Here is a 24,918-nt window from a genome sequence, read left to right on the forward strand (position 1 = left end):
AAATGGACAATAAACCAAAGAATCCATTCTATTTTCTTTCTGAACGAGTTATATTTCCTCACATATTATATTCAAACTATAGTCATTTTGATTTTTCGTTACATTAGACACATTGTCTAATTTCAAAAGTGTATTTTTTACCTGCCTGACGACATAGCGAGGGGGAAGCTTATGGATTGGGAACTTGTATTTACGGTCCGCGATGCGCTGAAAAGACCGCTGTTTGCGGAAGCGGAGCTTATCGGCGGAAAAAACGGCCTGAACCGGGCGATTCGCTGGGTGCATGTACTGGAAAGCGCCAGTTTTGAAAGGCTGATCCACGGGGAAGAGATGATATTGACTACGGGGATGGGTGTAAGTGTTGATTTGCCTTCCTCCTTATCGTTTATGCACAATTTGATCGATAAGAATGCCGCCTGTTTGTGCATCGAGCTGGGAGAGTATTTCTGCAAAATCCCCCAGGAGATGATCGACCTGGCGAACAGCCACGATTTCCCTCTGATTATCTTCACCCGTACGGTACGTTTCGTGGATATCACGCTTGATCTGCATTCCCTCATCATCAACCGCCATCACCGCATGCTGCAGGAGCTGGAGAGCATCTCCCGTGAATTCCACCGTCTGACGCTGACTTCCCAAGGGACCCTTAAGGTTCTGCAGCTATTATGTAAAAGCACCCGCACGCAAATTGTATATATGCAGCTGCAGGGCAAACCCCTGTTCTTCCCGGCGCTGCCGCCCGAGGATCAGGCCCCATTGCTTCAGTTCTTCGAAGCCTTCAGCGAGGAGATGGAGGGCGTACAGCCCGATGCCGCACCTTACATCCGCGAATTCGGCCACAAGCTGATCGCGCTGAAGCCGGTGGGCGCGCTCGACCAAACCTGGGCTTATATCCTGATGGTCAGCAGCCATAAACCCCAGGAGTTCGACTGCCTGCTGCTGGATTCCGCCTCCCTGTCGATCGCCCAGGAGCTGCTGCGCACACGGTATATGGAGGAACGTAAGCTGTTCTCCGAGAACCTGTGGGTGGATGAGCTGATCAGCGGCCGCACCCAGGATGACAACCGGCTCAAGGGACTGGCGGGCCCCGACTTCAATGTCGTGAATGAGCTGCCGTACCGCGTATGCCTGATTGAAATCGAGAATCCCCGTGATGTTAAATGGAACAGCTCGGAGAATGATTGGGAATCCATCACCTTCCATCTGTCGCTCATTCTCCGCTCCATCTTCGAGAAATACTCGCTGCGCCCGCTGATCACACTCAAGAACAACCGGCTCACTGTCATCGCGCTCGATATCCAGTCCAAGCTGCCGGGCAAGCTGCGGCTGCAGCAGGCGCTTGATTCCCTGCTGCATATCCGCTCCGACGAGAAATTGAAGGACCTGCAGCTCGTTATTGGAGTCAGCAAGTCCCACAGGGGCCTGAAACATGCCTATGCCGGTTATCAGGAAGCCGTACAAGCGCTGTCTCTCTATACTTGTTACCAGAAGCCTGTGTTGTTCTACGAAGAGCTCGGCGTATTCCAGCTGCTGCTGAACCTGAATGACGGCAAGACGCTGGAGAATTTCATCCGCAGCTATCTCGGCCCGCTGATCGATCACGACCAGTCTAAAGGGAGCGAACTCCTGCTGACGCTGCGCGTCTATCTCGACCACGACGGCTCCAAGCAAATCGCCGCCCGCAATTTATTCATCGTCAGACAGTCGCTCTATTACCGGCTGGACAAAATCACCGAACTGCTGGGCGAAGACTTCATGCTGCCGGAGAACCGCATCTCCATCCAGGTCGCCCTGCGTGCCTACCAGTTCCTGTATCCGGAGAAATTCACTCTGCCCAGCTCCCGTTCAGCACAGCTTTGAACGTGTCGATTATAAACTGCACATCCTCATCGGTGGAGGATAACGGTGGAGCAAAGGTAAGCACATTATTGAATCCTGCCACCGTATCTCCGTTTTTGCCGATGATCAGCCCTTTGGATTTGCATTCGGCAATAATGCCTTTGACGACAGCCAGATCGGCAGGCTGCTTGGTGGCTTTATCTGCCACCAGCTCAATGCCGATGACCAGTCCAAAGCTGCGGACATCTCCTACCAGCTTGTGATCCCGCAGCCCGGAGAATGCACCTGCCAGCCTTTGCCCGAGGATTTCAGCACGCTCCACCAAATGCTCCTGCTCCAGAATCTCCAGGTTACGCAGCGCAAGCGCACAGGCCGCAGGATTGCCGCCGAACGTATTCACATGGCGGAAATATCCGTAATCATCACTGTTGTCCTTAAAGACCTCATAAATATCCTTGCGCACCGCCGTTGCCGACAGCGGAAGATAGGCGCTGGTCAGCCCTTTGGCCATCGTCACTATATCAGGTTTGATGCCGAAATTGTGATGGCCGAAGTTGCGGCCGGAACGCCCGAAGCCGCAGATGACCTCATCAATAATCAGCAGCACCCCATGCTTGCGGCAGATTTCCTGCACCCGGTTCATATACATCTGATGCGGCACAATGACTCCGCCTCCGGTAATTACCGGCTCCATAATTACCGCCGCAACCGTCTCTGCTCCCTCCCAGACAATCGTATCCTCAATGGCCTGCGCACACTGGAGATTGAATGCCTCCACAGTCATGCCGTCAGGACGGCGGTAGCTGTCGGGCGGTGCCACATGGAGGAATCCGCCGGTCAGCGGCTCATATTTATATTTGCGTTGCGCCTGGCCGGTCGCTGACAGGGCGCCGAGCGAGCTGCCATGATAACCGCGGTAGCGGGCAATGAATTTATGCCGGTAATGCTGGCCGATTTGCTGCTGGTATTGGCGGGCCATTTTGAAGGCCGCTTCGTTCGCTTCCGATCCGCTGTTGGAGAAGAAAATGACATAGTCGCCGCCCAGCCATTCATTCAACTTCTCGGCAAGCGCGATAGCCGGCCTATGGCTCTGCGTGAGCGGAAAATAAGGCAGGGTGAGCAGCTGCTGATAGGCCGCATCGGCCAGCTCCTTGCGCCCATATCCGACATTGACGCACCACAGCCCGGACATCCCGTCCAGAAATTTATTCCCGTCAATATCGGTAACCCATGATCCGCTTGCCGTCGCCGCGATCATCGGCGGATGGCTCTCGCTGTAAGGGGTAATGTTATGCCATAGATACTGCTGATCTTTCTTGACGGCCAGCTCGCTTTCGTTCTCCAGGCTCTGCACCGCAATCTCTCCTCTCAACATTCCATTGTGGTCAATAACGCGCAGTGATCATTTTCTTGCGGGTGTAGAATTCCACACCGTCACGGCCGTTGGCGTGCAGGTCTCCATAGAACGATTTCTTATAACCCGAGAAAGGGAAAAAGGCCATCGGTGCAGGCACACCGAGATTCACACCAAGCATTCCGGCATCAATCTCTTCCCGGAATTCCCGGACCGCCTTGGCGCTGTCCGTATAAATGCAGGCTCCATTGGCAAACGGGGACTGATTCGTTACGTTTATCGCCTCCGCCAGATCCTTGACACGCACCACAGACAGCAGCGGAGCGAAAATCTCATCGCGCCAGATCGTCATTCCCGGCTCTACACGGTCGAAGATGGTCGGCCCGAGAAAGTAGCCCTTACCTCCCGCCGCTGCATCTTTCCGGCCGTCCCGCACCAGCTCCGCCTTCTCCTGTACACCTGCCTCAATATAAGCCAGCGTGCGGTCCTTGTTCGACTGGCGGATAACCGGCCCGAGAAATACTCCGGCTTCCCTGCCGTCGCCGATCTCCAGCCCGTCGGCCGCCTCAAGGAGACGGCGCACCAGTTCGTCGGCAATCGTCTCCTGCACGACGACCACCGAACAGGCCATGCAACGTTCGCCCGCCGACCCGAAGGCCGCAGCGATAATATTCTTCACCGCATTGCCCAGATCGGCATCTTGAAGCACAATCGAATGATTTTTGGCTCCGGCCAGTGCCTGCACCCGTTTGCCGTGTGCAGTCCCTTGCTTATACACATATTCCGCTACCGGCTGTGAGCCGACAAAGGAAATCGCCTTCACCTCGTCGTGTTCAAGTAATCCACCCACCACATCATGTGATCCGTGCACAACATTCAGCACACCCGGCGGAAATCCCGCTTCCGCAAACAGCTCCGCCAGCCGGTTCATCAGCAGCGGTGTCCGTTCGGAAGGCTTCAGCACAAAGGTATTGCCGCAGGCCACTGCCAGCGGAAACATCCAGCAGGGCACCATCATCGGGAAGTTAAAGGGCGCGATCCCGCCGATCACCCCCAGGGGGTAACGGTACATGCCCGATTCAATTCCGGTGGCAATATCCGGCAGTTGGCTGCCCATCATCAGTGTGGGGATGCCGGAGGCAAACTCCACACATTCAATACCGCGCAGCACTTCGCCCAGCGCTTCCTCCAGGCTTTTGCCGTTCTCCAGCGTAATCAGCTCAGCCAGCTCATTCCAGTGCTGCATCAGCAGCTGCTGGTACTGGAAGAAATAGCGGGCCCTCCGCGGAACGGCAACCCTTTTCCATGAATGAAATGCCTCTGCCGCAGCTTGCACCGCAGTATCCAGCTCTTCGCGGCTGGAAATCGGCACATAAGCAATCACTTCTCCGGTTGCCGGGTTGAACACTTCCTCCTCCCGCCCGGATGATGATGCTACCCAAACCCCGTTTATATAATTTCTGACCTTTTCAGTCTGCTTCGCCAGCAGAGACATAGCCCGCACCTCTTTCACTGTTTCTGGATGCCGATGATAACAGATGACCGCCAGAACGGGCGGCCATCTATCATCAATATGAGGGAAACCGCTTATTTTGCTGCCATTTCAACAATCTCGTTCGTATAGGCTTCTTCCACGTTGGCCGCCTCTTTGATAACACCGAATTTGAGTGCGATGTCTGCCGTCTGCTGGAATGCATCTGCATCGGTATACCCCAGCTTGGAAACGTCAAAGCCCTCCGGCTGGATCAGCTTGGCAACCTCCGTCATCATCGTGAGCTGATGCTCTCTTGAAGTGCTGCCTTCTTCAGCGAGCTTCATAACACTATCCACAGCCGCCTCAGGATCGGCGATGGCATCCTTCCAGCCCTTCAAGGAAGCGCGGACGAATTTGGCCGCTGTCTCCTTATTGTCTGCAAGCCACTCTTTATTGGCGAACAGATTGTCTTCGAGCATCGCTACGCCTTCATCATTCATATCAATCACATTCAGCTCTCCGGCCTTGATGCCCGATTCCAGCACAACCTGATATTCGTTATACGTCATCGCCGAAGCCGCGTCGATTTCGCCGCCAAGGAATTGGTCCATCGTGAAGCCCTGCTTCGTGAAGTTCAGGTCCTTATTGGAATCCAGCTTGTATTTATCAAAAAGCGCAAGGATTTCAAACTCGTTGCCACCCATCCAGTTGCCGACTTTTTTGCCCTTCAGATCCGCTGCACTGCTGATTCCCGCCTCCTTCTTGGACACCAGCACGAGTCCGCTCTTCTGATAGATTTGCGCAATCTGCACCAGCGGCATTTCCTGTTCCTGGCTGGTCAGCAGACTCGCCACCCAATCCACGCCGATATCGGCTGAGCCGCCCGCGACCTGTTGTTCAGGTACTATATCCGGGCCGCCGGGCAGGATCTCCACATTAAGACCTTCTTCAGCATAGTACCCCTTGTCCTGGGCCAGAAAGTATCCGGCAAATTGTGCCTGCGGCACCCATTTCAGCTGGAGCTTGACCGTCACCGGCTCCGCAGCCGGTTCTGTGGCCGCCGCCGTTTCCGGTGAAGCCGAAGCTCCCGTGCCTGCCGTCGCTTCAGCCGCCGGAGCATTATTATTGTTGTTACCTCCACAACCTGCCAGCAAAGAGATTGCCATGATCATTACCGCCATCAACAGCCCACCGTGAAATTTGCCTTTGTTCCCTTTCATCACGCAGCTCCCCCTACCCATTTGGATTTGTAGTTTGGTGTAACAGATTTAAGATGACGCACGCTGGGAGGAATGCCACTTGATGAATAGCTTCTCCAGCCGCTCCACTACCAGATAGAAGATGACTCCGGCTATAGCCGCAAGTACGATGCAGGACCAGCCCAGCGGCATCTTGGCCACCTTGATCGAGTTGGATAGCAGGTAGCCAAGCCCTCTGGAGGAGAAGAAAAACTCTCCGACAATCGCTCCGATCATACTTGCGGTAGCATTGATCTTCAGCGCCGTGAACACATACGGCAGACTGTTCTGAATCCGCAGATAGCGGAATACCGCCGGCTTGCCGGCTGCGTAGGAATGCATTAAATCCAGCGCCAGCGGGTCGACTGATGCCATCCCTTTATAGGCATTGATAGCCATCGCTGCCATGGTCGTTGCTGTAACGATTGCCGCACGCGAGCCGATCCCGTCGCCGAACCACAGATTCATAATCGGTGCCAGCGCAACAATCGGCACAGCATTCAGTGCAGCGACCAGTGTCAGGCTGCCACCGCCCCAGCGGGGCCAGGCCGTTGCGACCAGGGCGATTAAGAAACCGAAGGCCGAACCAATCAGCATTCCCGCCACGGCCTCAGTCAGCGTATAGCCGGTATAGGACAAGAGCAGGCTGAAATTATCCCTAATCGCCTCCGCTATGGCCGAAGGCAGCGGCAGCTGGTATTTTTTCAGATCGAACAGCTTGTGGAATATTTGTGCTTCCCAGAGAACCAGAAAAAGCACACCGGCCAGCAGAGGCAGAATGACGCCAGCGTTCAGCCATTTCACAGAGCGGCGTCCAAGCTTCCGCTTGCTACGTCCAGTAAATGCACTATCTTTCGTTGTTATACGAGATGGTGTAGCTCCCTCATTTCCTGCCGAAGCTATCAACGTTGCTTCACGCACCGTATTTCCCTCCATTAACGGCGGCCCCCCTTCGGGCGGAATTCAGGCTGCCATGGCGCAACCAGGCGTTCGGCGAGGCTCATCAGCCCGTAGCTCGCCACTCCCAGCAAAGCGCCGACAATTACCGTGGACCAGAACATATACGTATGGGAAGGACCATAATAGAGATTGCGCAGCATGATCACACCGATGCCGTGCTGCGCCCCCATAAGCTCTACCAGAATCGCACCGGTCACGGCAAGCGGGGCTGCGACCTTGAGGCCGCTGAACAGTGCCGGCAGTGCAGCCGGAAAGCGCAGCTTCCAGTACACCGCCCAAGGTTTGGCGGCATAAGAATGCATCAGCTCCAGCGCCGGCAGATCGACGCTGCGCAGACCGCGCAGCATGTTGAGCGCAACCGGGAAAAAGGTAATGTATCCGGAAATAATGATCCGGGACACCTGCTCATCACGTACAATACCGTAAATAATAGGTGCAAGCCCCAGAATCGGGATCATCTGCGAGGCAATGGCATACGGAAAGGCAAGCTGCTCGATCGTCTTCGACAGACTCATCAGCACAGCGAGAACCACACCCGCAGTGGCCCCGATCAGAAACCCGACTCCTGCATTGCCAAAGGTAGCTCCCCCCTCCTTAACCAGTGTGCCGCTGTACTTCCATAAGGTAGCCGCCACTTCATGAACATAAGGCAGCTTTGACTGGGCCAGCGGCGTTTGTGCCACATGGAGCAGCATCCAGGAGCCAGCCTCCCACACCATCAGCAGCCCAAGGAGCCAGACGGACAGCGGCAGCACGCGGCTGCGCATAAACGCACTGTTCCCCTTCATCGTTACACCCCTTCAAAGCTGTCGCGGATCGTGGCGATCAGTTCAAAAAACTGCGGGCTGTTTCTCATTTCCGCCGTACGCGGACGCGGCAGCGGAATATCAACAATAGCCGACAGCCTTCCCGGATGTGGAGAAAGCACGAATACGCGGTCAGACAGAAAAATGGATTCAGGAATGCTGTGGGTGACAAAAACGATGGTGCTCTGCACCTTGCTCCAGACAGCCAGCAGCTCTTCATTCAGGCGCTCGCGGGTAAACTCATCCAGCGCGGAGAACGGTTCATCCATGAGCAGAATCTCCGGCTCCATCGACAGCGCTCTGGCAATCGCAACCCGCTGCTGCATGCCGCCGCTGAGCTGCCAGGGATATTTGTCCGCGAAGCCTTGCAGCCCGACGAGATCCAGCAGCTCCAGCGCCTTGTCCTCACGGATCGACTTCTTGACGCCCATCAGCTCCAGCGGCAGGGTAATGTTGTGTTTCACCTTGCGCCAGTCATAAAGTACCGGACTTTGGAAAACTATACCGTACTTTTGGGCCAGTCTGGCTTCCTTGGCGCTCTTGCCAGCCACCGTAATGTTTCCGCCAGTTGGTGTAATAAGATCTGCCATCAATCTCAGCAGTGTAGTTTTGCCGCACCCCGATGGACCCAGCAGGGAGACGAATTCTCCTTTGGCAATATCAAGGCTCACCTGATGCAGTGCAAGTACGTCGGCAGTCTCCGCCACATAACGCATTTCAACGTTTTCCAGCTGTATTTCAGGAATTCTTGCCGCTACTAATGACATTTCCAGCTCCCCCTTCATCCCTGAATCTGATCGATTAATGTTAATTAACATAACGCAATTTCTCATGAAATGCTGTCTTTCTTTTAGAAATGTAGTATTAACTAACATGGTACACTTTGCTCCCGGTACACTCACTAGACAAATAGTAAAATTGCATCTGTGAAATTCCGTCACTTTGTCTAGGAGGGGCGCTTTCATTGTTAATAATGAAGAAATATGCCGATAAAAGAAGGTAGCGGTGTTCACACTTCACTGCGTTCAATCCCGAATGTGATCCATGAAGATATGTGGTACTATTTAACTATATTCTTGCTGAAACAGGAGACAATACGTGATGTTTAATGCTTATAATAACGCCTCATGGCTATATGCCCCGTTGTCCCTGCTCCCATGGCCAACCTCGGCAGCCCGCACTACCTGGAGGCCCGGCCGATGGAAGCTATGATCTCGAATTATATTATCATTGTCTCCATCTCCGGTGTGCTGAGCGCACTTCTCGCGCTGTTCGCCTATTACAGAAGAACGGATTTCTCCGGAATCAATGCCTTCATCCTCAGCTCCATCACTACCGCGATCTATACCTTTGGCTTCGCGCTGGAATTGTCGGGCAGTACCATGCAGGAGATTGGCTTTTGGGTCAAGGTGGAGTATCTGGGAATGCCCTATATCGCTCCTTCCAGCCTGATTATGATCATGCATTTCGTCGGCCTGGACCGGCTGGTTAAGAAAGGGCTGGTGACCGCGCTGTACTCCATCCCCTTAACCTCTACCGTGCTCGTATGGACCAACGATTATCACCATCTGTTCTATCAGTCGATGCATTTCCGGGAGGGTGCCCCCACCCCGCTGATCGACATCGTGATGGGACCTTGGTATATTGTGCAAGGCAGTTTGACCTTCGGCTGCATGCTTGCGGGAATGTGTCTCATTCTCTGGCAATGGAACCGGATGAAGCGGGTCTACCGCCGGCAGATGATGACGATCTTCATCGGACAGTTCCTCCCGGCTTTGGGAGCCTTCCTCTATTTAATGAACATGACCCCTTATGGAATGGACCCTGTGCCGGTGATTATGAGTGTGACTTCGACCCTCTATATTTGGGCGATTCTTTCCAGGGGCATGCTCACCGCGGCGCCCATTGCCCGGGAGAATTTGTTCGAGAGCATGCGTGACGGAGTGCTGGTCACGGACCGCAAAGATACGCTCGTCGACTATAACCGTGCTGCCACAGAAATGCTGGAAGGCCTGGATTCATCAGCCATCGGCAGACCGCTCGCCCAGCTGTTCCTGACTGCGGGCAAAGACGCTGTAGATTATGTAATGAACTCCGACCCTCTGCTCAGCGAGGAACGCGAGCTGGCCTGGAATATCAACGGGGAGACCAGCTATTACCAGGTCAGATCCTCTCCGGTGCAGAAGCATGACGGTCATCTGGCCGGGCGGATGATTATGCTGATCGATGTGACAGAGCGGACGCTGCTTCAGGCCAAGCTGCTGCAGCTCGCCACTGTCGACAGCCTGACCGGCATCTATAACCGTACGCACTTCATGGAGCGGAGCCGGTCTCTGCTGGAGGAAGCAGTTGGCAGCAAGCGCCCCTTGTGCATCATTCTGCTCGATATCGACTTTTTCAAGAGCATCAACGACCGCTACGGGCATCAATATGGCGATATGGCGCTCCAGCATATTGTCGGCGTATGCAGCAAGCATGTGCGCGAAGGGGATATTTTCGGACGTTACGGAGGCGAAGAATTCGTCATTTGTCTGCCTGACACTTCCTTGAAGCAGGCGGCTCTGCTCTCCGAAGCTATCCGTGACAGCATTGAGCACAGCGAAGTCTACACCTCGTCCGGTCCGATCCATGTAACGGCAAGCTTCGGGGTGGCGGAGGCGTTCAGGGAACCTATTTCGCTTGAAGAGCTGCTCTCGGAAGCGGATCATGCGCTCTACAGCTCCAAACGCAACGGACGCAATACCGTACATTTATCTAGCGGAGGATCGATCACCCCCTTAACACCTGTTTAAACGGACAGCCCTGTTCTCCGGCACGAAGCCGATTAGAGAACAGGGCTGTTATCTCATCATTCTGCAACACAATGACCCCGCCAGTGCATGGCAGGGTCTGAATATAATCAGTAGAAAGTATGAATATTGCAAGTTAACGCCGCTTCGCGCCTGCCATGAAATATTCCACACCCTGCAGCAAATCGCCAGGCAGCTCTTCAAGCTGCAGATAGGTCTTCAGCTCCAGCACCACCCGTTCCCGGTTGTGTCCGAACACATCGACGATCCGGGCCAGCCGTTCCCAGGGAGCCAGATCCTCCCGGAACTCCTGCCTGGTCATCGGCAGCCCATGCGACTCCACATACCAGTCTGCGTCATAGCGGTAGGCAATGTCCAGCAATCTTAAGAACCCGGTGCTGCTGTATTGGCGTGGTCCGCCATACACAGCAGGGCCTAGAGCATCGCCCAGAAAAAGCACCTTGTCTTCCTTAACGTAAAGCACGCAGGAGTCCGGCGAATGGTCGCCGCCCACATGGACCACTTCACAGACAACTCCGCCCAAATCGAGCGTGAGGCTGCCGGTAAACACAATATCCGGCTTGACGACCGTTACCTCTCTTGCCTCGCCGTACTCCAGGCGGATATGTTCTGCGCTTTCTTCACTGATCGTGCCACTCTTTACAAGCTTCTCCAAACCTTCTTCTCCCCAGTTCAACCCGGTCAGGCTCTCCAGCACTTTCGCCGTCTCTTCATGGGCAATAGCTGGGGACTTCCAGGATGAGAGCCCGAAGGTGTGATCCCAGTGCCAATGGGTCAGAACCAGCAGGTCTGGCTGCCTGCAGCCGCGTCTGGCCAGTTCTTCCCGGAACAGCGCTGCATGGGCCGGCGAATTGCCGGCATCCATCAGAAGTGTACGCCGTTCCCCTGTAATTGCTGCCAATACCGGACGATCCGTGTCATGCTCCGGATGCATAATCAGAATATGACGGCTAAGCTGCTCGAACTTGTGCTCCATCTCGTGCTCCCCCTTGCAATATACATCTGACTGAAAATAGGCCGGACAACAAAGTATATCCGGACGTTCTTTTGGTGATAACAGCACCCATAGCGGTATTTCCGGCCTCGTTCGTTTCAGGCCATCTTAATCTTCATGTTGCCTCAATTACGGACATTAATCAACAGCCCTTGTTTGCTAAAGAGGGTTTTAAGTTTAATAAGAGTTAGCTGATCTGTTCGGGTCAGGTACGGATATACTGACAAGGAGGAGATTCCATGATTAAGATCGGGCTAACCGGCTTCGGTGACCATGAAGAGCTTTACGGCAAAATCAAGCCCGCTGACCGGCTCCCTACCTATAGCGCGCATTTTCCGATTGTGGAGATTGACAGCTCCTTTTATGCCGTGCAGCCAGTCAGAAATTACGCCAAATGGGTAAGCCAGACGCCGGATGCCTTCCGGTTTATCGTTAAAGCCTATCAGGGAATGACCGGACATTTACGCGAGAAAAAGAATTATTACGACACTCCGGAGGAAATGTATCAGGCCTTCCATACCTCTATTGAGCCAGTCCGGGCAGCCGGGAAGCTTGCGATGGCCCTCTTCCAGTTTCCGCCGTGGTTCGACTGCACTAAAGAGAACGTGCAGTTTCTGCGTGAGGCCAAGCAGCGGATGCTGGATGTGCCTTCCGCCATCGAATTCCGCAATGACTCCTGGTACAGTCCGGAAATGCAGGCCAAAACCCTGCAGTTTCTGGAGCAGGAGGGCTGGATTCATACGGTGGCTGATGAACCCCAGGCCGGATCAGGCTCGGTTCCGATTGTGCCGGTGGCCACATCGCCGGATATCACCTACGTGCGGCTGCATGGCCGCAACGCCCAGGGCTGGAGCCAGAGCAGCCATCCGAATTGGCGGAGCCTGCGCTACTTGTACCGCTACAGCACAGAGGAGCTGACCGAGTGGCGGGACCGGCTGCTTGCGCTAGAGCAGTCCTGCCGGGAGCTGTACGTGGTCTTCAACAATAACTCCGGTGGTGACGCCACCGATAACGCCAAAGAGCTGCAAGCGCTGCTCGGAATCGACGGCGGACTGGCCCCGCGCCAGCTGGACTTATTTTCATGAGCACCAGATGTGTACATATCCTCTCTTCTGCTCTTTACTGAAGCACGACACCAATCGCATAAATCCATTCATATCATAATTTTAAAGGAGGCCAAACGGAAATGAAGAGAAACCATACGATGATGCAGTTTTTCGAATGGCATGTCGCCGCGGACGGGAACCACTGGAAACGGCTGGCTGATGCTGCCACCGAGCTGAAGGCCGCCTATATTGATTCTGTCTGGGTACCGCCGGTAACCAAGGCTGTCTCTGGCGAGGATACAGGCTATGGTGTCTATGATCTATACGATCTGGGCGAATTCGACCAGAAGGGGACCATCCGGACCAAATACGGCACCAAGCTGGAACTGGTGGAGGCGATTGCCGAATGCCAAAAGAACGGCATCGCTGTTTATGTGGATCTGGTGATGAATCATAAAGCGGGCGCCGACGAGACCGAAGTGTTCCAGGTGATCGAGGTTGATCCGAACGACCGCAACAAGGAAATTTCGAAACCGTTCGAGATTGAAGGCTGGACCAAATTCACCTTTCCCGGACGTGGAGACCAGTACTCCGCTTTTAAATGGAACCACACTCATTTTAACGGCACCGATTTCGATGCCAAGGAAAGCCGGACCGGCGTATTCAAGCTTGCCTCCGACAACAAGAGCTGGAACCCGAATGTGGATGACGAGTTCGGCAACTATGATTATCTGATGTTCGCCAACATCGACTACAGCCATGAGGAAGTTAGGCATGAGATGCTGGAATGGGGCAAATGGCTGGTCGACACGCTGCAGTGCAGCGGATACCGGCTGGACGCCATCAAGCATATCAATCATGAATTCATCAAAGAATTCGCTGCCGAAATGGGTAAAAAACGCGGTGAGGACTTCTACATTGTCGGCGAATTCTGGAACTCGAATCTCGAGGCCTGCCGGGAATTCCTCAACACGGTGGATTATCAAATCGACCTGTTCGATGTATCGCTTCACTACAAGCTGTATTCGGCTGCACTGGCGGGCAGGGACTTTGATCTGACCCAAATCTTTAACGATACGCTCGTCCAGACCCACCCCGGCAATGCCGTAACTTTCGTTGATAATCATGATTCGCAGCCCCATGAAGCGCTGGAATCCTGGGTCGGCGACTGGTTCAAGCAAAGTGCCTATGCCCTGATCCTGCTGCGGCGTGACGGATACCCGGTTGTCTTCTACGGTGATTATTATGGCATCGGCGGACCGACTCCGGTGGAAGGCAAGAAAGCCGCCATTGATCCGCTGCTCTACACCCGGTACCATAAGGCATACGGAGAGCAGGATGATTATTTCGACCACCCCAATACGATTGGCTGGGTGCGGCGCGGTGTGGAAGAAATCGAAGGCTCCGGCTGTGCCGTAGTCATCTCCAATGGAGATCAGGGGGAGAAGCGGATGTTCCTCGGCGAGGAACGGGCAGGCGAAGTTTGGAAGGATTTCACCCATAACCGTGAGGACAATATAACCATCGGTGAGGATGGCTGGGCGGTTTTCCCGGTAAACGGCGGAAGTGTCTCTGTCTGGGCTCTGCCCGATAACGGCGACAAGGAACCCGATCCGGCATAAAGCATCTATTTAATAAAAGAGGTGAACTACGCGCCGTACCGGCAGCCGTTAGTTCACCTCTTTGTTATATACGTTGACGTTCCGGTTCAACTGAGTTTATAGCTCAGCATATATTCTGTAAGCGGTCCGTCAAGATCAAGCTGCGGATCATTAACAGTCCATTCCCCCGCAATGTCCAGTTCACGGCAGGCAAGCCCGAAATTGCAGGCGGCAATCCCGATATCAATCCGCTGCATCTCAAAGCCCAGCTTGTTGCCGCTGTAATTCGGCGTATGCTGCAGGTAGAAATGGGCCTGCTTCCGGTCCGGAGAGACTACCACTCTCCAAGGCTGTTTATTTGAAGCAGAAGGGCCGAGCCGGACCATTTCCAGCGGGGGCGCAAGCTTCCCGGCTGACTCTGGAGCGAGCATATTGCCAAATTCGGTGTCGTAGAACAGATCCCGCCAAGGCTTCTTCTGATCAGCTTTGACGACATAGCGCATCGTGGCATCCAGCAACCGCTGCTTCTCCCGTGCATACCCCAGCGGCGTGATGCAAGGAATAATCTCATCTGGGGCAAGCTCGATTTCGCGGGCAAAGGTCTTGCGGTTGAACGTTCCGCCAAGCCAGCAGGTGCCAAGTCCCAGGCTGGTGGCATAGAGAATCAGCCTATGAAATACATACCCGAATTCCAGCAGCGCCAATTTGTCGTTCCTGACCTTGCCGACGAGATACGCCTGCGGATTCTGGATAATACCGTAAGCCCCCAGCTTCACGATCTTTCCGTCCTCTGTCCCGCTTTTGGCCCAGACCCACTCAATTCCCGGCTTTCCGCCAAACGGCCCATGCAGATTATCCTCCTGGCTCAGATAATCCATTATGGAAGCATGGACGGCCTCCCCGATCGGTGTGGCTTCATAAGTCCGTACAGATTTACGCTTCTCGATAATATCCATAACCGGAATTCCCATCTGATGTCCCTCCCCTTCATTATTTTAAAAAAGATGGCGCCTGTGGAAACAGGAGCCATCCAAGTGATGATGGATCTTAGGATTGCTTATTCTGCAATCTTAATAAGATCTAAATAAGAGCAAAGGTTTAGTTAGTTATTTTTTTCACATACTAATATTAACATCTATAGATTATGCTGTATAGACGCAGAGCCCGCCTTAGGGGGAATTTCAATACGCCATGTGACGGCTATTTCTGCACCCAAAAAGAGGACTCCCTCACGGCAAAGGATGTCCTCTTTTTGGGTATGCTGTTTACTTGGCTTCGGGTGCGTACTTATACGCGGATGTCAAATCTTCCTTCGCTGTCCGTAGTGGCAGCAGCGATCTCCGGCACGCTTGCCGCGGCAAGCGTATTGCTGTTTGCAGGTTTCTCAGGCGGTGTGCTGCTGCTGTTTGCGGAAGCGGAGCTGTTCTGCGATTTCTGGGCAATTTGCGCATCGATCTGCTTGATCTGCTGCTCAATTTGCTTGGTCTTGGTTTCCTTTGTCTTCTCGTCGTCCTTGCTGGCCCCGATCTTCTCCAGGTCGGCTTGCAGCTTCGCTTTTTGCTTCTCCAGCGCACTTGTATCGGTAGCACTGGAAGCAGTATAGGAAGCGGAAGATGTAGATGATGCGGATGAAATATTCATTCACATTCCTCCTTTCACCACTACACTATAATCCTTCCACCCCAAAGGAACGTTAAAATGCGCTGAAAGTTTGCTGAAAGTATTCGAAGCTATGAATTGGATTAGACCTTGCTCTGACCACTCTCATCCACTGCCTGAGCCGTTTTTGGCCGGGTTTTGCGGTTGACCAGCGTTACGCTAAGCAGAATAATCGCCAGACCGGCAAGCGTATTGGCATAGACCGGTTCATTCAGGAAGATTCCCCCCCATATCAGCCCGAACACGGGGACCAGAAAGGTAACGCTGACGGTCTTGACCGCACCGACACTTTGGATCAGGTGAAAATACAAGAGATACGCCACGGAAGTGCAAATGAATGACAAACCGAGTACGGAAAAAACCGCCGCCGAAGACGGCAGCTCCCGGGGGGCAAAAATCACCGCCAGCGGCAGCAGCACTACAGCCGCCCCGAGCTGCTGGCCTGCAGCAAGCGCCAATGGTGCAAGGCCACGGCCCACGCGCGCAGCGTATAATCCCCCGAAGCCGTAGGCAAGTGCAGCTCCGAGAGAGAAGAACACAGACAACAGAACCTTGCCGGAGAACGGCACCGGACTCCATCCGACCAGCACAGCTACGCCGAGCAAGCCGATCATGAGTCCTATAGACTTGGACAGTCCCGGCTTCTCCTGTTGCGTTCCCCAAGCTGCAAGTGCCGCGAACATTGGTGTGGTGGCATTGAGGATGGCTGCCAGCGAAGCGCTAAGGTGCAGCTCGGCCATGCAGATCAGTGTGAAGGGCAGCGCGGCATTAATGGAGCCCAGCACAAGGAACTGCTTCCAATGCTGCCAGATCCCCAGCTTCCGCTTGGTGACCGCTGCAAAGAGCAGCAAGGTTGCTGCTGCCAGCGTAACGCGCAGCTCTGTCGTAACAACAGGCCCCAATTCGGGAGAGGCAATTCTCATAAACAGAAAGGAAGCGCCCCAGGAAAAGGCCAACAGTAATAGAATGGAGAAATCCTTACGGCTCATCTCTTCTCCCCTCTCTTGCAGAGCAGCAGATAGGACAGGATAGAACAAACCCCGGCACCCGCGATCACGATTGCCATCGGCAGCGCCGTTTCGTCACCCCCAAGGCCGACCAGCGGAGCGACACAGCCGCCAAGCAGCAGCGGCAGCAGACCCAGCAGCGCTGAAGCGCTGCCTGCGGTTTCTCCCTGATCCTGCATCGCCAGCGAGAAGCTGGTTGTGCCCACCATTCCCACACTGGAAACCACAGCGAACAGGCAGATCAGGATAGGAAGGAGACCGCCTCCCGCCAGAATAGTGATCAGCAGCACAGCACCTCCCAGTGTGCAGAGCAGGAGGCCGCTGGCCAGCAGCTTCGCTTCACCCAGCTGTCCGGACAATCTTCCGGCAATCTGGCCGGACATAATAATCCCCAGCCCGTTAACGGCAAAGATCAGACTGTACATTTGCGGAGACACTCCAAAAATATTTTGCAGCACAAACGAAGAGCCGGAAATATAAGCAAACATCGCCGCTGTAACAAACCCTTGAGAGAGCGCATAACCTATAAACTTCCTGTTGCGGAGCAGATCACGGAAGGTGCGCAGCGTGCCTAGCAGCCCGCTTTTTACGCGCCGCTCCTTCGGCAGCGTCTCCGGCAGCCGCAGCAGAATGGTGGCGCAAAAGAGCAGCCCGGCTGCAAATAATACAATGAATACGCCCTGCCAGGTCGTTACTCTTAGCAGTTGCCCGCCGATAACGGGAGCGAATATGGGCCCTAGACCATTGACAATCATAAGCAGCGAGAAAAACTTCGTGAGTTCGAAGCCGCTGTACAGATCGCGGACCGCCGCCCGGGAGATGACCACCCCTACCGAGCCGGCCAGGCCCTGGATAAAGCGCAGCCCGACCAACAGCCCGATCGAGGGGCTGAAGGCGCAGAGCAGCGAGGATACCGCATAAATCAGCATGCCGATGAGCAGCGGACGGCGGCGCCCGTGGACATCACTCAAAGGCCCTGCCACAAGCTGCCCCAAGGCCAGCCCCAGCAAAAAGAAGGTCAGACTGAGCTGCACCAGCGCTGCGCTGGTGCCGAAATGTTCGCCAAGCGCGGGAAGCGCAGGCAAATACATATCGATGGACAGCGGACCAATGGTGGCAATAGCTCCCAGAATGACAGCAAGCTGAATTCGCTGTTTCCGCGATGGGCCTTCTGCGGCCAGCGAATTCTTATCGTTTTGTATTTTGATCATGGTAAAATATCGTCAACCTTTCCGCAGCAGGCCTCAGGCCAGTTTTTTGTATTCTTCATACTACCTGATGCGGGACATGATGTTCAATGTTTTTCCTATTTAACCCATAGGACTTTCAGTGCATGTACAGATCGTCCGCCAATAATAATAGGCAGTCCTGCATTATCTATGTACCTGAAGAAGCAACGGCTTTCCGGTGCGGGTTGTATTCGGCATAGGCTCCGGTTATGTGTCTGTAATCCAGCGGGGCATCCTCGATGATCGCTTTTCGTTTGGCTTTCAATACAATTTGCTCGATATCGGCAAGGCTGCAGCCCGCCAGCAGTTCAGCCATCCGGCGGGACAGCTCCTGCGCCTCCGGTTCAGAACCGACAAACAGCCCAATATACTGAAGCCGGTCTTCCTCCGTCGGCAGCGAATACGTCATTTTCGTATCAAACCGCCGCCACACCGCGGGGTCCAGCTCTTCCTCCAGGTTGGTAGCGGCGACAAAAATACTTTCGCCATGAAACTCATCCAGGCATTGCAGCAGCGTGTTAACCACCCGTGCCATCTCCTTCACCTCATCGCCGGAATCACGCATTCGGCCCAGTACATCGAATTCGTCCAGAAACAGCACACAAGGTGCAGCATTGGCATAGTCAAAGACCTTCCGCACATTGCTCCCGGTCTCACCAAGATGGCTGTGAATAATCGTATCCAGGCGGACCAGAACAAGCGGAAGCTCCAGGCGGTGCGCGATATAAAATGCGGTCAGCGTTTTGCCGGTGCCGGGAGGACCGAACATCACCAGTTTGCTCGGCATAGGCACATCCTCCGCCTCAAATCTTTCTTTCATGCCCTGGATCGTAATAAATTCATCTACAATGGTCCGGTTGACCCCATTCAGAATGATGCGCCGCACCTTGCGCCCGCATTCCTTTGGTGTATATACGGTTGCCATATCCAATCCCTTGGCCCGGGGCAGCCGGGCGGGGTTGCTATTCTTTTTGCTGCTGTTCACGTTGGGTAGACTCCTTACATTAATATTAAATAGTAACAATTACGATTAAAGTCCATCGTACCAAAAACCGGAGGAATTTGCTACACCCCATGGCTATCTGCAAACAAAAGGCTGGCTTGCACAATATCCTGACAGCAAAAACCGCCCGCAGGAGCTTCTAAGCGACATTACTTCACTTATCAGCGGCCCCGCAGGCGGTTGTAGTTGTAGCTTTCCTGAAATTATTTGCTGTTCCGGTTCAGCCAATCACGGGCTGCTTCAGCCTCGGCCGCGCTCAGGCGGTGTCCCTGATTACCCCAGTGGGAGGTAACTTCAGCCCCCGCCCCCTGCAGCAGCTGCTCCAGCTCCCGCGTTTCTTCTGCCCGGATCAGCGGGTCATTGGTGCCCGCACCGATGAAGACCGAAACGCCGTTAAGCGAAGGGATCGCAAGCCCCCGGAGCGGCACCATCGGATGCAGCAGCACTGCCGAACGGAACAGGTTTCCGTAATGAAATAGCAGGCTGCCGGCGATATTCGCTCCATTGGAGTAGCCGACGGCTACGAGATTGTCTGCATCGAAACCGTACTGCGCCGCCGCTACATCCAGGAACTGCTTCAGCTCATGGGTGCGGAAGATCAGGTCCTCTTCATCAAAGACACCTTCAGCCAGACGGCGGAAGTAACGCGGCATGCCGTTCTCCAGCACATTTCCCCGGATACCCAGTACAGAAGCGCCGGGAGCCAGCAGCTCCGCCAGCGGCAGCAAATCCTGCTCGTTTCCACCTGTGCCATGGAATAATACTAGTGTTGGTTGGTTGGCGTCTGTTCCTTTGCGATAGACATGAATCATCCCTGCTTCACCTCAATTTCCCGGATTTCAAAAGGGCTCAAATTCTCTTCGATCAGGGCACGGTGCGGTTCAAACCATGCCGGAAGCATCAGCTTCTGGCCCAGCGCATCCGGAGCCTCGTCATTGGCGAACCCTGGAGGATCGGTAGCAATCTCGAACAGGATTCCGCCTTCTTCACGGAAGTAGATGGCATTGAAGTATTGGCGGTCCTGTACCGGAGTGGGCTGGTAGCCGTGGCTTTGCACATGGCGTCCCCATTCCAGCTGCTCGGCATCATCTTTAGCGCGCCAGGCGATATGATGAACGGTTCCCGAGCCTCCGGCTCCTTGCGGCACCGGCGAGTCTTTAAGATCTATAATATTGCCGAGATCGGCAGTAGAGCCGTAACGGATATAACCGTCCCCCTTGGCGATCAGCTCCATTCCGAGTGTGCGGGTAAGCGTATCGGCCGTTTTTTCGGGATTTGTACTGTAGAGCACAGCCCCGCCAAAACCTTTAATGGCATGCTCTGCAGTCACTCCGGCAAAGGACCAGGTACTCCGCGGACCCGCTTCGCGTTCCACCAGCTCAATCCGCAGTCCATCGTAATCGCTGAAAGACAGGTAAGACTCAGAGATCCGGGTTACATGGGTAACCGGAATCTGATATGCGGCAAGCCGCTGCTCCCAGAAAGCCATCGAACCAACCGGAATCGCGTAAGTGGTTACGCCAACCTGCCCGCCGCCAATCCGGCCTTTGCGCCCTGTCGACCAAGGAAAGAAGGTAATAATGGTGCCCGGTGCACCCTGCTCATTCCCGAAATAGAGGTGGTAAACCTCGGGGGCGTCAAAGTTAATTGTCTTTTTTACAAGCCGCAGGCCGAGAATTCCGGCATAGAAATCGGCATTGCGCTGAGCATCTCCGACAAAAGCTGTAATATGGTGAATCCCTGCAGTTTGAAGTGTCATTATAAGTCATCTCCCTAAGGTTTTTTTAGATGATAAGTTTGAATAGATAAACATCTGGCGTATAATCCGATTTAGTTAAAAAACAGGGCATCCAGCGAAATCGAACCTGCTCCGGTCAAAGCCACACCTACTGCGACTACGAGCACCGTTAATGGAAACTCGATTCCGTTGGCCGTCGACCAAAATCCGTTCGGAGCATGAACCTTGATAATCGCGCCGAGCATCGTTGCGGCAATCAATACTGCGGCCACAGGAGTCAGGAGTCCGGCTGCGAACAGCAAGCCTCCGACAAGCTCCAGCATTCCTGCCAGCACCGCCATCGCGACCCCCGGCTTAATGCCGATGGATTCCATCCAGCCGCCCGTACCCTTTGGACCGTATCCTCCGAACCAGCCAAACAGCTTCTGTGCCCCATGTCCAATAAAAGCAATCCCGATCACCAATCTTATCAATAACAACCCTACACTAACCATTTTATACCCTCTCCATTCTCTTTAATTTAATTATCTTAACCTTAAGATATTAGCTAAAAAAATATAGTTGAACCTTGTACTTGCTGCTGGCCTGGTAAACGCTGATAAGCAAGCTTCCCGCCCCGTTCTTAGGAGAACGCCGCTAACCTAAATGCCTTTACCAAGCTTCTTTAGCAATTCTATTGCCTGTTCCTTCTCTTCCTGATTCAGACCGCCCATCATCCCGTGAATAGAAGAAACATGGCGGGGGAAAATATCGTCAAACAGCTCGCGGCCCGCTTCGGTAATCTCCGCATAAGTCACTCGCCGGTCATCGCTGCAGGGAACGCGCTTCAGCAGTCCTCTCTTCTCCAGCTTGTCGATATTGTAAGTGATGCTCCCGCTGGTAACGAGAATCTTCTCTCCGATCTGCTGCAGCGGAATCCGCGTTCTATGATAGAGCACCTCGAGGATCATAAACTCGGCAGAAGCTAAACCATGGCTCTTCATATCCTTTACTGCCAAATCCATCAGGCTCTTATAAGCTTTGGACAAGACCACGAACAATTTCAGTGATGAAGCCTGCTCCTGATCCGATGCGCCAGCCGTCTTGCTGATCAACTCATTGTAGTCGCTCATATTGTACACCTCCAATGCTTTCGGCATTTATCTTTAAGTTAATTATCTTTAAGTTAAGATAAATATAATCCTGCGCGGGAAATTTGTCAACAGTTTTTGCATAATTCAAGCAAAATCTGCTCACCGCCTTTATACCATCAGATCCCAGGATGAATCATCTCTGCTTGTTTCTCGATAGATTTAATTATGACTGTCTAAAAAAGGCAAAGCTCCCGAAATTTCGCAGGAGCTTTGCCTTTTATGCTTTTGCTTCTTAGTTAGATAGCAGAACACCGTACTGATCAACCAAACCCAGTTCGTAGGCTTTCTGGATAGTAGCAAACCGCTGAGACACAAAGGCACTTAAACCATTCTGGGTCTCATAAACCTGGTTGTCAGCAAGCTCTTCTTTGGATACTGCCCGCGAATTGCTTTGGTGCACAACCTCTTCCTTGCGAACTGCATCCATAAATTGCTGGAATGTCATTGAAGTATTCTTCTCTGCCTCGTTACCCCTAAGCGTTTGTTTCAAGCGATTCACCACTACCAAATTTGTATAGGCGGCAAACTCAGCTGTGAATTTCCCATCGGCTCCCACTGCTTGAATCGTCAAGATACCTCTCCCCTTTACGCATTAATAATTTATTTATCGGCTTAGGAATTGGTAAATGTTAGGAATTTCATTATCACTGAACAGTGATATATAAAGTATCTGTGAACGTCCGGTTTGGAGGTAAAAAATTATTAGCTGTAACTGAAATGTTACCTGTATGCACATCGTTTAAATCAAAAGAACGATAATAGACGGTACCCACAACAATATTGCCCGGACCTGTAATAAACTGATTGGGTGCCGATTGGGTTGTAGGTATCATTGAACCGTTTTGGCGGAGAACCGGATAATTAGGTGCTTGCATAGTCCCTTGAGCATATACGGAAATATATCCCTTCGTACCTGTCAGTGTTACATTGGCAACTGTCTGGTTAGGACTAATGTTCTCCCAAATGAAGTTGTTGCCGTCAGATGTAATTCCTGTATATTGGAGATTGGTTAAAGCAGGCGCAGGTGCAGCTGAAGCAGCAACCGGAATCATAAATAAAGCCAAGACCATAAGAGAAACTATCCATTTTTTAATCATCAAAAACATCCTCTCCCGATTTTGTTTGACGTGACTAAAATGGTTCGTTGCTCACGGTATATTAAGCCTACTTATGAACGCCTCCCTTCAAGGCATTTTTACAATGAATAGATGTAGAAGCTAAACTCTAAATGAGATGTAACCCTACCGCAAGCTTCATAATACAGGAATATAATGTAATATTATTCCTTATTTTAGAATATTCTCATTGATAGAATTCGTCAATCTGCATTGTTAACATCCACAGAAATTCCCCAGTTTGACCTTAACTGCAAAACGGCGTATCCTTTTCCTAGCGAATATTGGCCTGTATTACCCAGCTGCATTACGAGCTATATTAATAGGAGGAGGCTGAGAAATGAAATCAGATTCTACTCCAATTTCTACCGGCGAAGCCGTGGAGGAAGCTCTGCCGCGCGTGCTGATCGTAACCGCTGTCGAAGCCGAGCGGGAGGCGGTCCTGCGCGGCCTGAGGGGCAGCAGCAGGTTCCACGTCATCGCTGCGGGCGCAGGCACCGCAGCAGCGGCGGCGGGCACCGCCGCCGCTCTGGCAGCCGGAAGCTACGGCTGCGTTATTAGCGCCGGGATCGGCGGCGGGTTCCCCGGGCGGGCGCCCGTAGGCTCGCTGGCCCTCGCCAGCGAGATGATTGCCGCCGACCTCGGGGCGGAGACGCCGGAGGGCTTCCGGAGCGCGGCCGAGCTCGGCTTCGGCCGCGTGTCCGTGCCGGGCCACTCCGGCACGGTGCAGGCAGTTGCGGCCGCGCTCGCAGCGGCCGGGCTTACGGTAAGCACAGGCCCTGTGCTTACCGTGTCAACGGCGACCGGCACCGCGGAGACGGCCGCCGCTCTGGCCGCGCGGCATCCCGGTGCCGTCGCGGAGGCGATGGAAGGCCACGGGGTTGCCGTGGCCGCCCGGCACTTCGGGATCGCAGCGCTGGAGCTGCGCGCGATCTCCAACCCGGTCGGCCCGCGCGACCGGGCGGCGTGGAAAATCAATGAAGCCATGGATGCTCTCGCGGCCGCGGCTGCGATACTACTGGAGGTGCTGTAATGACAACCGAACTGAATATTGCCTTTTCCCCTTGCCCCAATGACACCTTTGTGTTCCATGCCTGGGCGCACGGGCTAGTAGAGGATGCACCCAAGCTGAATGTTACCTTTGCAGATATTGATATTACAAACGGTCTGGCTGCTGATGGCGCCGGGCCTGAGGTGCTCAAAATTTCCTATGCTGCCCTTCCCTGGGTGCTGGAGCGGTACAAGCTGCTGCCTTGCGGCGGCGCACTTGGCCGGGGCTGCGGCCCGCTGGTGCTGACCCGCAAAGGGCCGGGCGCGATCAAACATCCCAAGGAGCTGTCGGGCCGCAGAATCGCCGTACCCAGTGAGCGCTCCACCGCCTATCTGCTGTTCCGGCTATGGGCCGCGCAGCAGGTACCGGGCGGTCCATCCGAAATCGTCGTCATGCCTTTCGATGAGATTATGCCTGCTGTGCGTGACGGGCAGATTGATGCCGGACTGGTGATTCACGAAGCACGGTTCACTTATCCTTCCTATGGCCTCCACATGCTGACCGATCTTGGCAACTGGTGGGAAAGCGATACCGGACTGCCTATACCGCTTGGGGCAATTATCGCCCGCCGCGATCTGGACAGCGAAGCCCTCTCCGGCTGGATACGCAGTTCGCTGCAGTACGCCTGGGATCATCCTACAGCAAGCAGAGATTATGTCCTGGACCACGCCCAGGAGCTGTCTCCGGAAGTCGCCAAATCACATATTGATCTTTATGTGAACGAGTTCTCGATGAATCTCGGGGAGGACGGCTACGCAGCAATCTCTGCTCTGCTGAACCGCGCCGCGGCCGAGGGTCTCGTGCCCGCCGTTGCTCCTGAGCTGCTTCGTTAGAGCTTGAAACAGATGACTTCGGAAGCTT

General features: G+C 53.8%; 24 protein-coding genes. 6 read left to right on the forward strand and 18 right to left on the reverse strand.

Annotated elements, in window-relative coordinates; translation table 11 throughout:
* The first annotated feature begins 171 nt into the window (after positions 1–171).
* On the forward strand, positions 172–1,860 hold the full coding sequence (locus tag NSS79_RS32145; RefSeq protein ID WP_342437524.1) for a PucR family transcriptional regulator ligand-binding domain-containing protein: 1,689 nt from the start codon (positions 172–174) through the stop codon (positions 1,858–1,860).
* On the opposite strand, the gene NSS79_RS32150 is transcribed toward NSS79_RS32145, so the two are convergent.
* The 6 genes from NSS79_RS32150 to NSS79_RS32175 form a co-directional block, all read right to left on the reverse strand.
* Positions 1,826–3,193, reverse strand: a complete 1,368-nt coding sequence (locus NSS79_RS32150) for an aspartate aminotransferase family protein (protein WP_342437525.1) — start codon at positions 3,191–3,193, stop codon at positions 1,826–1,828. The genes NSS79_RS32145 and NSS79_RS32150 overlap by 35 nt on opposite strands.
* A 31-nt stretch (positions 3,194–3,224) precedes the next feature.
* A complete protein-coding gene (locus NSS79_RS32155; RefSeq protein ID WP_342437526.1) occupies positions 3,225–4,688 on the reverse strand; it encodes a CoA-acylating methylmalonate-semialdehyde dehydrogenase in 1,464 nt (487 codons plus the stop codon).
* A gap of 92 nt (positions 4,689–4,780) precedes the next feature.
* Complete coding sequence (locus tag NSS79_RS32160; protein ID WP_342437527.1) at positions 4,781–5,887, reverse strand: ABC transporter substrate-binding protein; 1,107 nt, start codon at positions 5,885–5,887, stop codon at positions 4,781–4,783.
* Positions 5,888–5,935: 48 nt separating this feature from the next.
* A complete protein-coding gene (locus tag NSS79_RS32165; RefSeq protein ID WP_342437528.1) occupies positions 5,936–6,841 on the reverse strand; it encodes an ABC transporter permease in 906 nt (301 codons plus the stop codon).
* On the reverse strand, positions 6,841–7,653 hold the full coding sequence (locus tag NSS79_RS32170; protein ID WP_342437529.1) for an ABC transporter permease: 813 nt from the start codon (positions 7,651–7,653) through the stop codon (positions 6,841–6,843). The genes NSS79_RS32165 and NSS79_RS32170 overlap by 1 nt, the downstream gene beginning before the upstream one ends.
* Positions 7,654–7,655: 2 nt before the next feature.
* Entirely contained in the window at positions 7,656–8,438 is a 783-nt protein-coding gene (locus NSS79_RS32175) for an ABC transporter ATP-binding protein (RefSeq protein ID WP_341096985.1), read from the reverse strand.
* A gap of 432 nt (positions 8,439–8,870) precedes the next feature.
* Between NSS79_RS32175 and NSS79_RS32180 the strand changes: the two genes are divergently transcribed.
* Positions 8,871–10,463, forward strand: coding sequence for a histidine kinase N-terminal 7TM domain-containing protein (locus tag NSS79_RS32180; RefSeq protein WP_342437530.1), 1,593 nt, complete (start codon positions 8,871–8,873; stop codon positions 10,461–10,463).
* A gap of 133 nt (positions 10,464–10,596) precedes the next feature.
* Here the strand turns inward: NSS79_RS32180 and NSS79_RS32185 are convergent, their stop codons facing one another.
* The gene (locus tag NSS79_RS32185) at positions 10,597–11,457 is read right to left on the reverse strand and encodes an MBL fold metallo-hydrolase (protein ID WP_342437531.1); all 861 of its coding nucleotides are present in this window, start codon (positions 11,455–11,457) and stop codon (positions 10,597–10,599) included.
* 257 nt (positions 11,458–11,714) lie between these two features.
* Here NSS79_RS32185 and NSS79_RS32190 point away from each other — a divergent pair, with 257 nt between their 5' ends.
* Positions 11,715–12,560 (forward strand): DUF72 domain-containing protein, encoded by an 846-nt coding sequence (locus NSS79_RS32190; RefSeq protein ID WP_038597676.1) that lies wholly within the window; start codon positions 11,715–11,717, stop codon positions 12,558–12,560.
* A 101-nt stretch (positions 12,561–12,661) separates the two neighbouring features.
* Positions 12,662–14,143 carry an alpha-amylase gene (locus NSS79_RS32195; RefSeq protein ID WP_342437532.1) on the forward strand — a complete coding sequence of 494 codons (1,482 nt, stop codon included), beginning with the start codon at positions 12,662–12,664 and terminating at the stop codon, positions 14,141–14,143.
* 86 nt (positions 14,144–14,229) lie between these two features.
* Here the strand turns inward: NSS79_RS32195 and NSS79_RS32200 are convergent, their stop codons facing one another.
* The 11 genes from NSS79_RS32200 to NSS79_RS32250 all read right to left on the reverse strand — a co-directional run bounded on the left by NSS79_RS32200 (position 14,230) and on the right by NSS79_RS32250 (position 22,988).
* Positions 14,230–15,093, reverse strand: a complete 864-nt coding sequence (locus NSS79_RS32200; RefSeq protein ID WP_342437533.1) for a nitroreductase family protein — start codon at positions 15,091–15,093, stop codon at positions 14,230–14,232.
* Positions 15,094–15,409: 316 nt separating this feature from the next.
* The gene (locus NSS79_RS32205; protein ID WP_342437534.1) at positions 15,410–15,763 is read right to left on the reverse strand and encodes a FlxA-like family protein; all 354 of its coding nucleotides are present in this window, start codon (positions 15,761–15,763) and stop codon (positions 15,410–15,412) included.
* 101 nt (positions 15,764–15,864) lie between these two features.
* Positions 15,865–16,770, reverse strand: coding sequence for a DMT family transporter (locus tag NSS79_RS32210; RefSeq protein WP_342437535.1), 906 nt, complete (start codon positions 16,768–16,770; stop codon positions 15,865–15,867).
* Positions 16,767–17,999: a multidrug effflux MFS transporter gene (locus NSS79_RS32215; RefSeq protein WP_342437536.1), complete on the reverse strand. Its 1,233-nt coding sequence runs from the start codon at positions 17,997–17,999 to the stop codon at positions 16,767–16,769. Before NSS79_RS32215 ends, NSS79_RS32210 begins: the two co-directional genes overlap by 4 nt.
* A 166-nt stretch (positions 18,000–18,165) precedes the next feature.
* Positions 18,166–19,002 carry an ATP-binding protein gene (locus NSS79_RS32220; protein ID WP_342437537.1) on the reverse strand — a complete coding sequence of 279 codons (837 nt, stop codon included), beginning with the start codon at positions 19,000–19,002 and terminating at the stop codon, positions 18,166–18,168.
* A gap of 221 nt (positions 19,003–19,223) precedes the next feature.
* A complete protein-coding gene (locus tag NSS79_RS32225) occupies positions 19,224–19,832 on the reverse strand; it encodes an alpha/beta hydrolase (protein ID WP_038597696.1) in 609 nt (202 codons plus the stop codon).
* Entirely contained in the window at positions 19,829–20,779 is a 951-nt protein-coding gene (locus tag NSS79_RS32230; RefSeq protein ID WP_038597699.1) for a ring-cleaving dioxygenase, read from the reverse strand. The genes NSS79_RS32225 and NSS79_RS32230 overlap by 4 nt, the downstream gene beginning before the upstream one ends.
* 71 nt (positions 20,780–20,850) lie before the next feature.
* Complete coding sequence (locus NSS79_RS32235; RefSeq protein ID WP_038597702.1) at positions 20,851–21,252, reverse strand: DoxX family protein; 402 nt, start codon at positions 21,250–21,252, stop codon at positions 20,851–20,853.
* A 147-nt stretch (positions 21,253–21,399) separates the two neighbouring features.
* On the reverse strand, positions 21,400–21,870 hold the full coding sequence (locus NSS79_RS32240) for a MarR family transcriptional regulator (RefSeq protein ID WP_052092372.1): 471 nt from the start codon (positions 21,868–21,870) through the stop codon (positions 21,400–21,402).
* A 253-nt stretch (positions 21,871–22,123) separates the two neighbouring features.
* Positions 22,124–22,462 (reverse strand): hypothetical protein, encoded by a 339-nt coding sequence (locus NSS79_RS32245; RefSeq protein ID WP_342437538.1) that lies wholly within the window; start codon positions 22,460–22,462, stop codon positions 22,124–22,126.
* Positions 22,463–22,535: 73 nt separating this feature from the next.
* Positions 22,536–22,988 carry a DUF4879 domain-containing protein gene (locus NSS79_RS32250; RefSeq protein ID WP_342437539.1) on the reverse strand — a complete coding sequence of 151 codons (453 nt, stop codon included), beginning with the start codon at positions 22,986–22,988 and terminating at the stop codon, positions 22,536–22,538.
* A 358-nt stretch (positions 22,989–23,346) separates the two neighbouring features.
* Between NSS79_RS32250 and NSS79_RS32255 the strand changes: the two genes are divergently transcribed.
* Both NSS79_RS32255 and NSS79_RS32260 read left to right on the forward strand, forming a co-directional pair.
* Positions 23,347–24,039, forward strand: a complete 693-nt coding sequence (locus tag NSS79_RS32255; RefSeq protein WP_342437540.1) for a futalosine hydrolase — start codon at positions 23,347–23,349, stop codon at positions 24,037–24,039.
* An 11-nt stretch (positions 24,040–24,050) separates the two neighbouring features.
* A complete protein-coding gene (locus NSS79_RS32260; protein ID WP_342440482.1) occupies positions 24,051–24,890 on the forward strand; it encodes a 1,4-dihydroxy-6-naphthoate synthase in 840 nt (279 codons plus the stop codon).
* Positions 24,891–24,918 lie beyond the last annotated feature (28 nt).

The sequence above is a fragment of the Paenibacillus sp. FSL L8-0436 genome, assembly GCF_038593025.1.
Lineage (GTDB): Bacteria > Bacillota > Bacilli > Paenibacillales > Paenibacillaceae > Paenibacillus_AQ.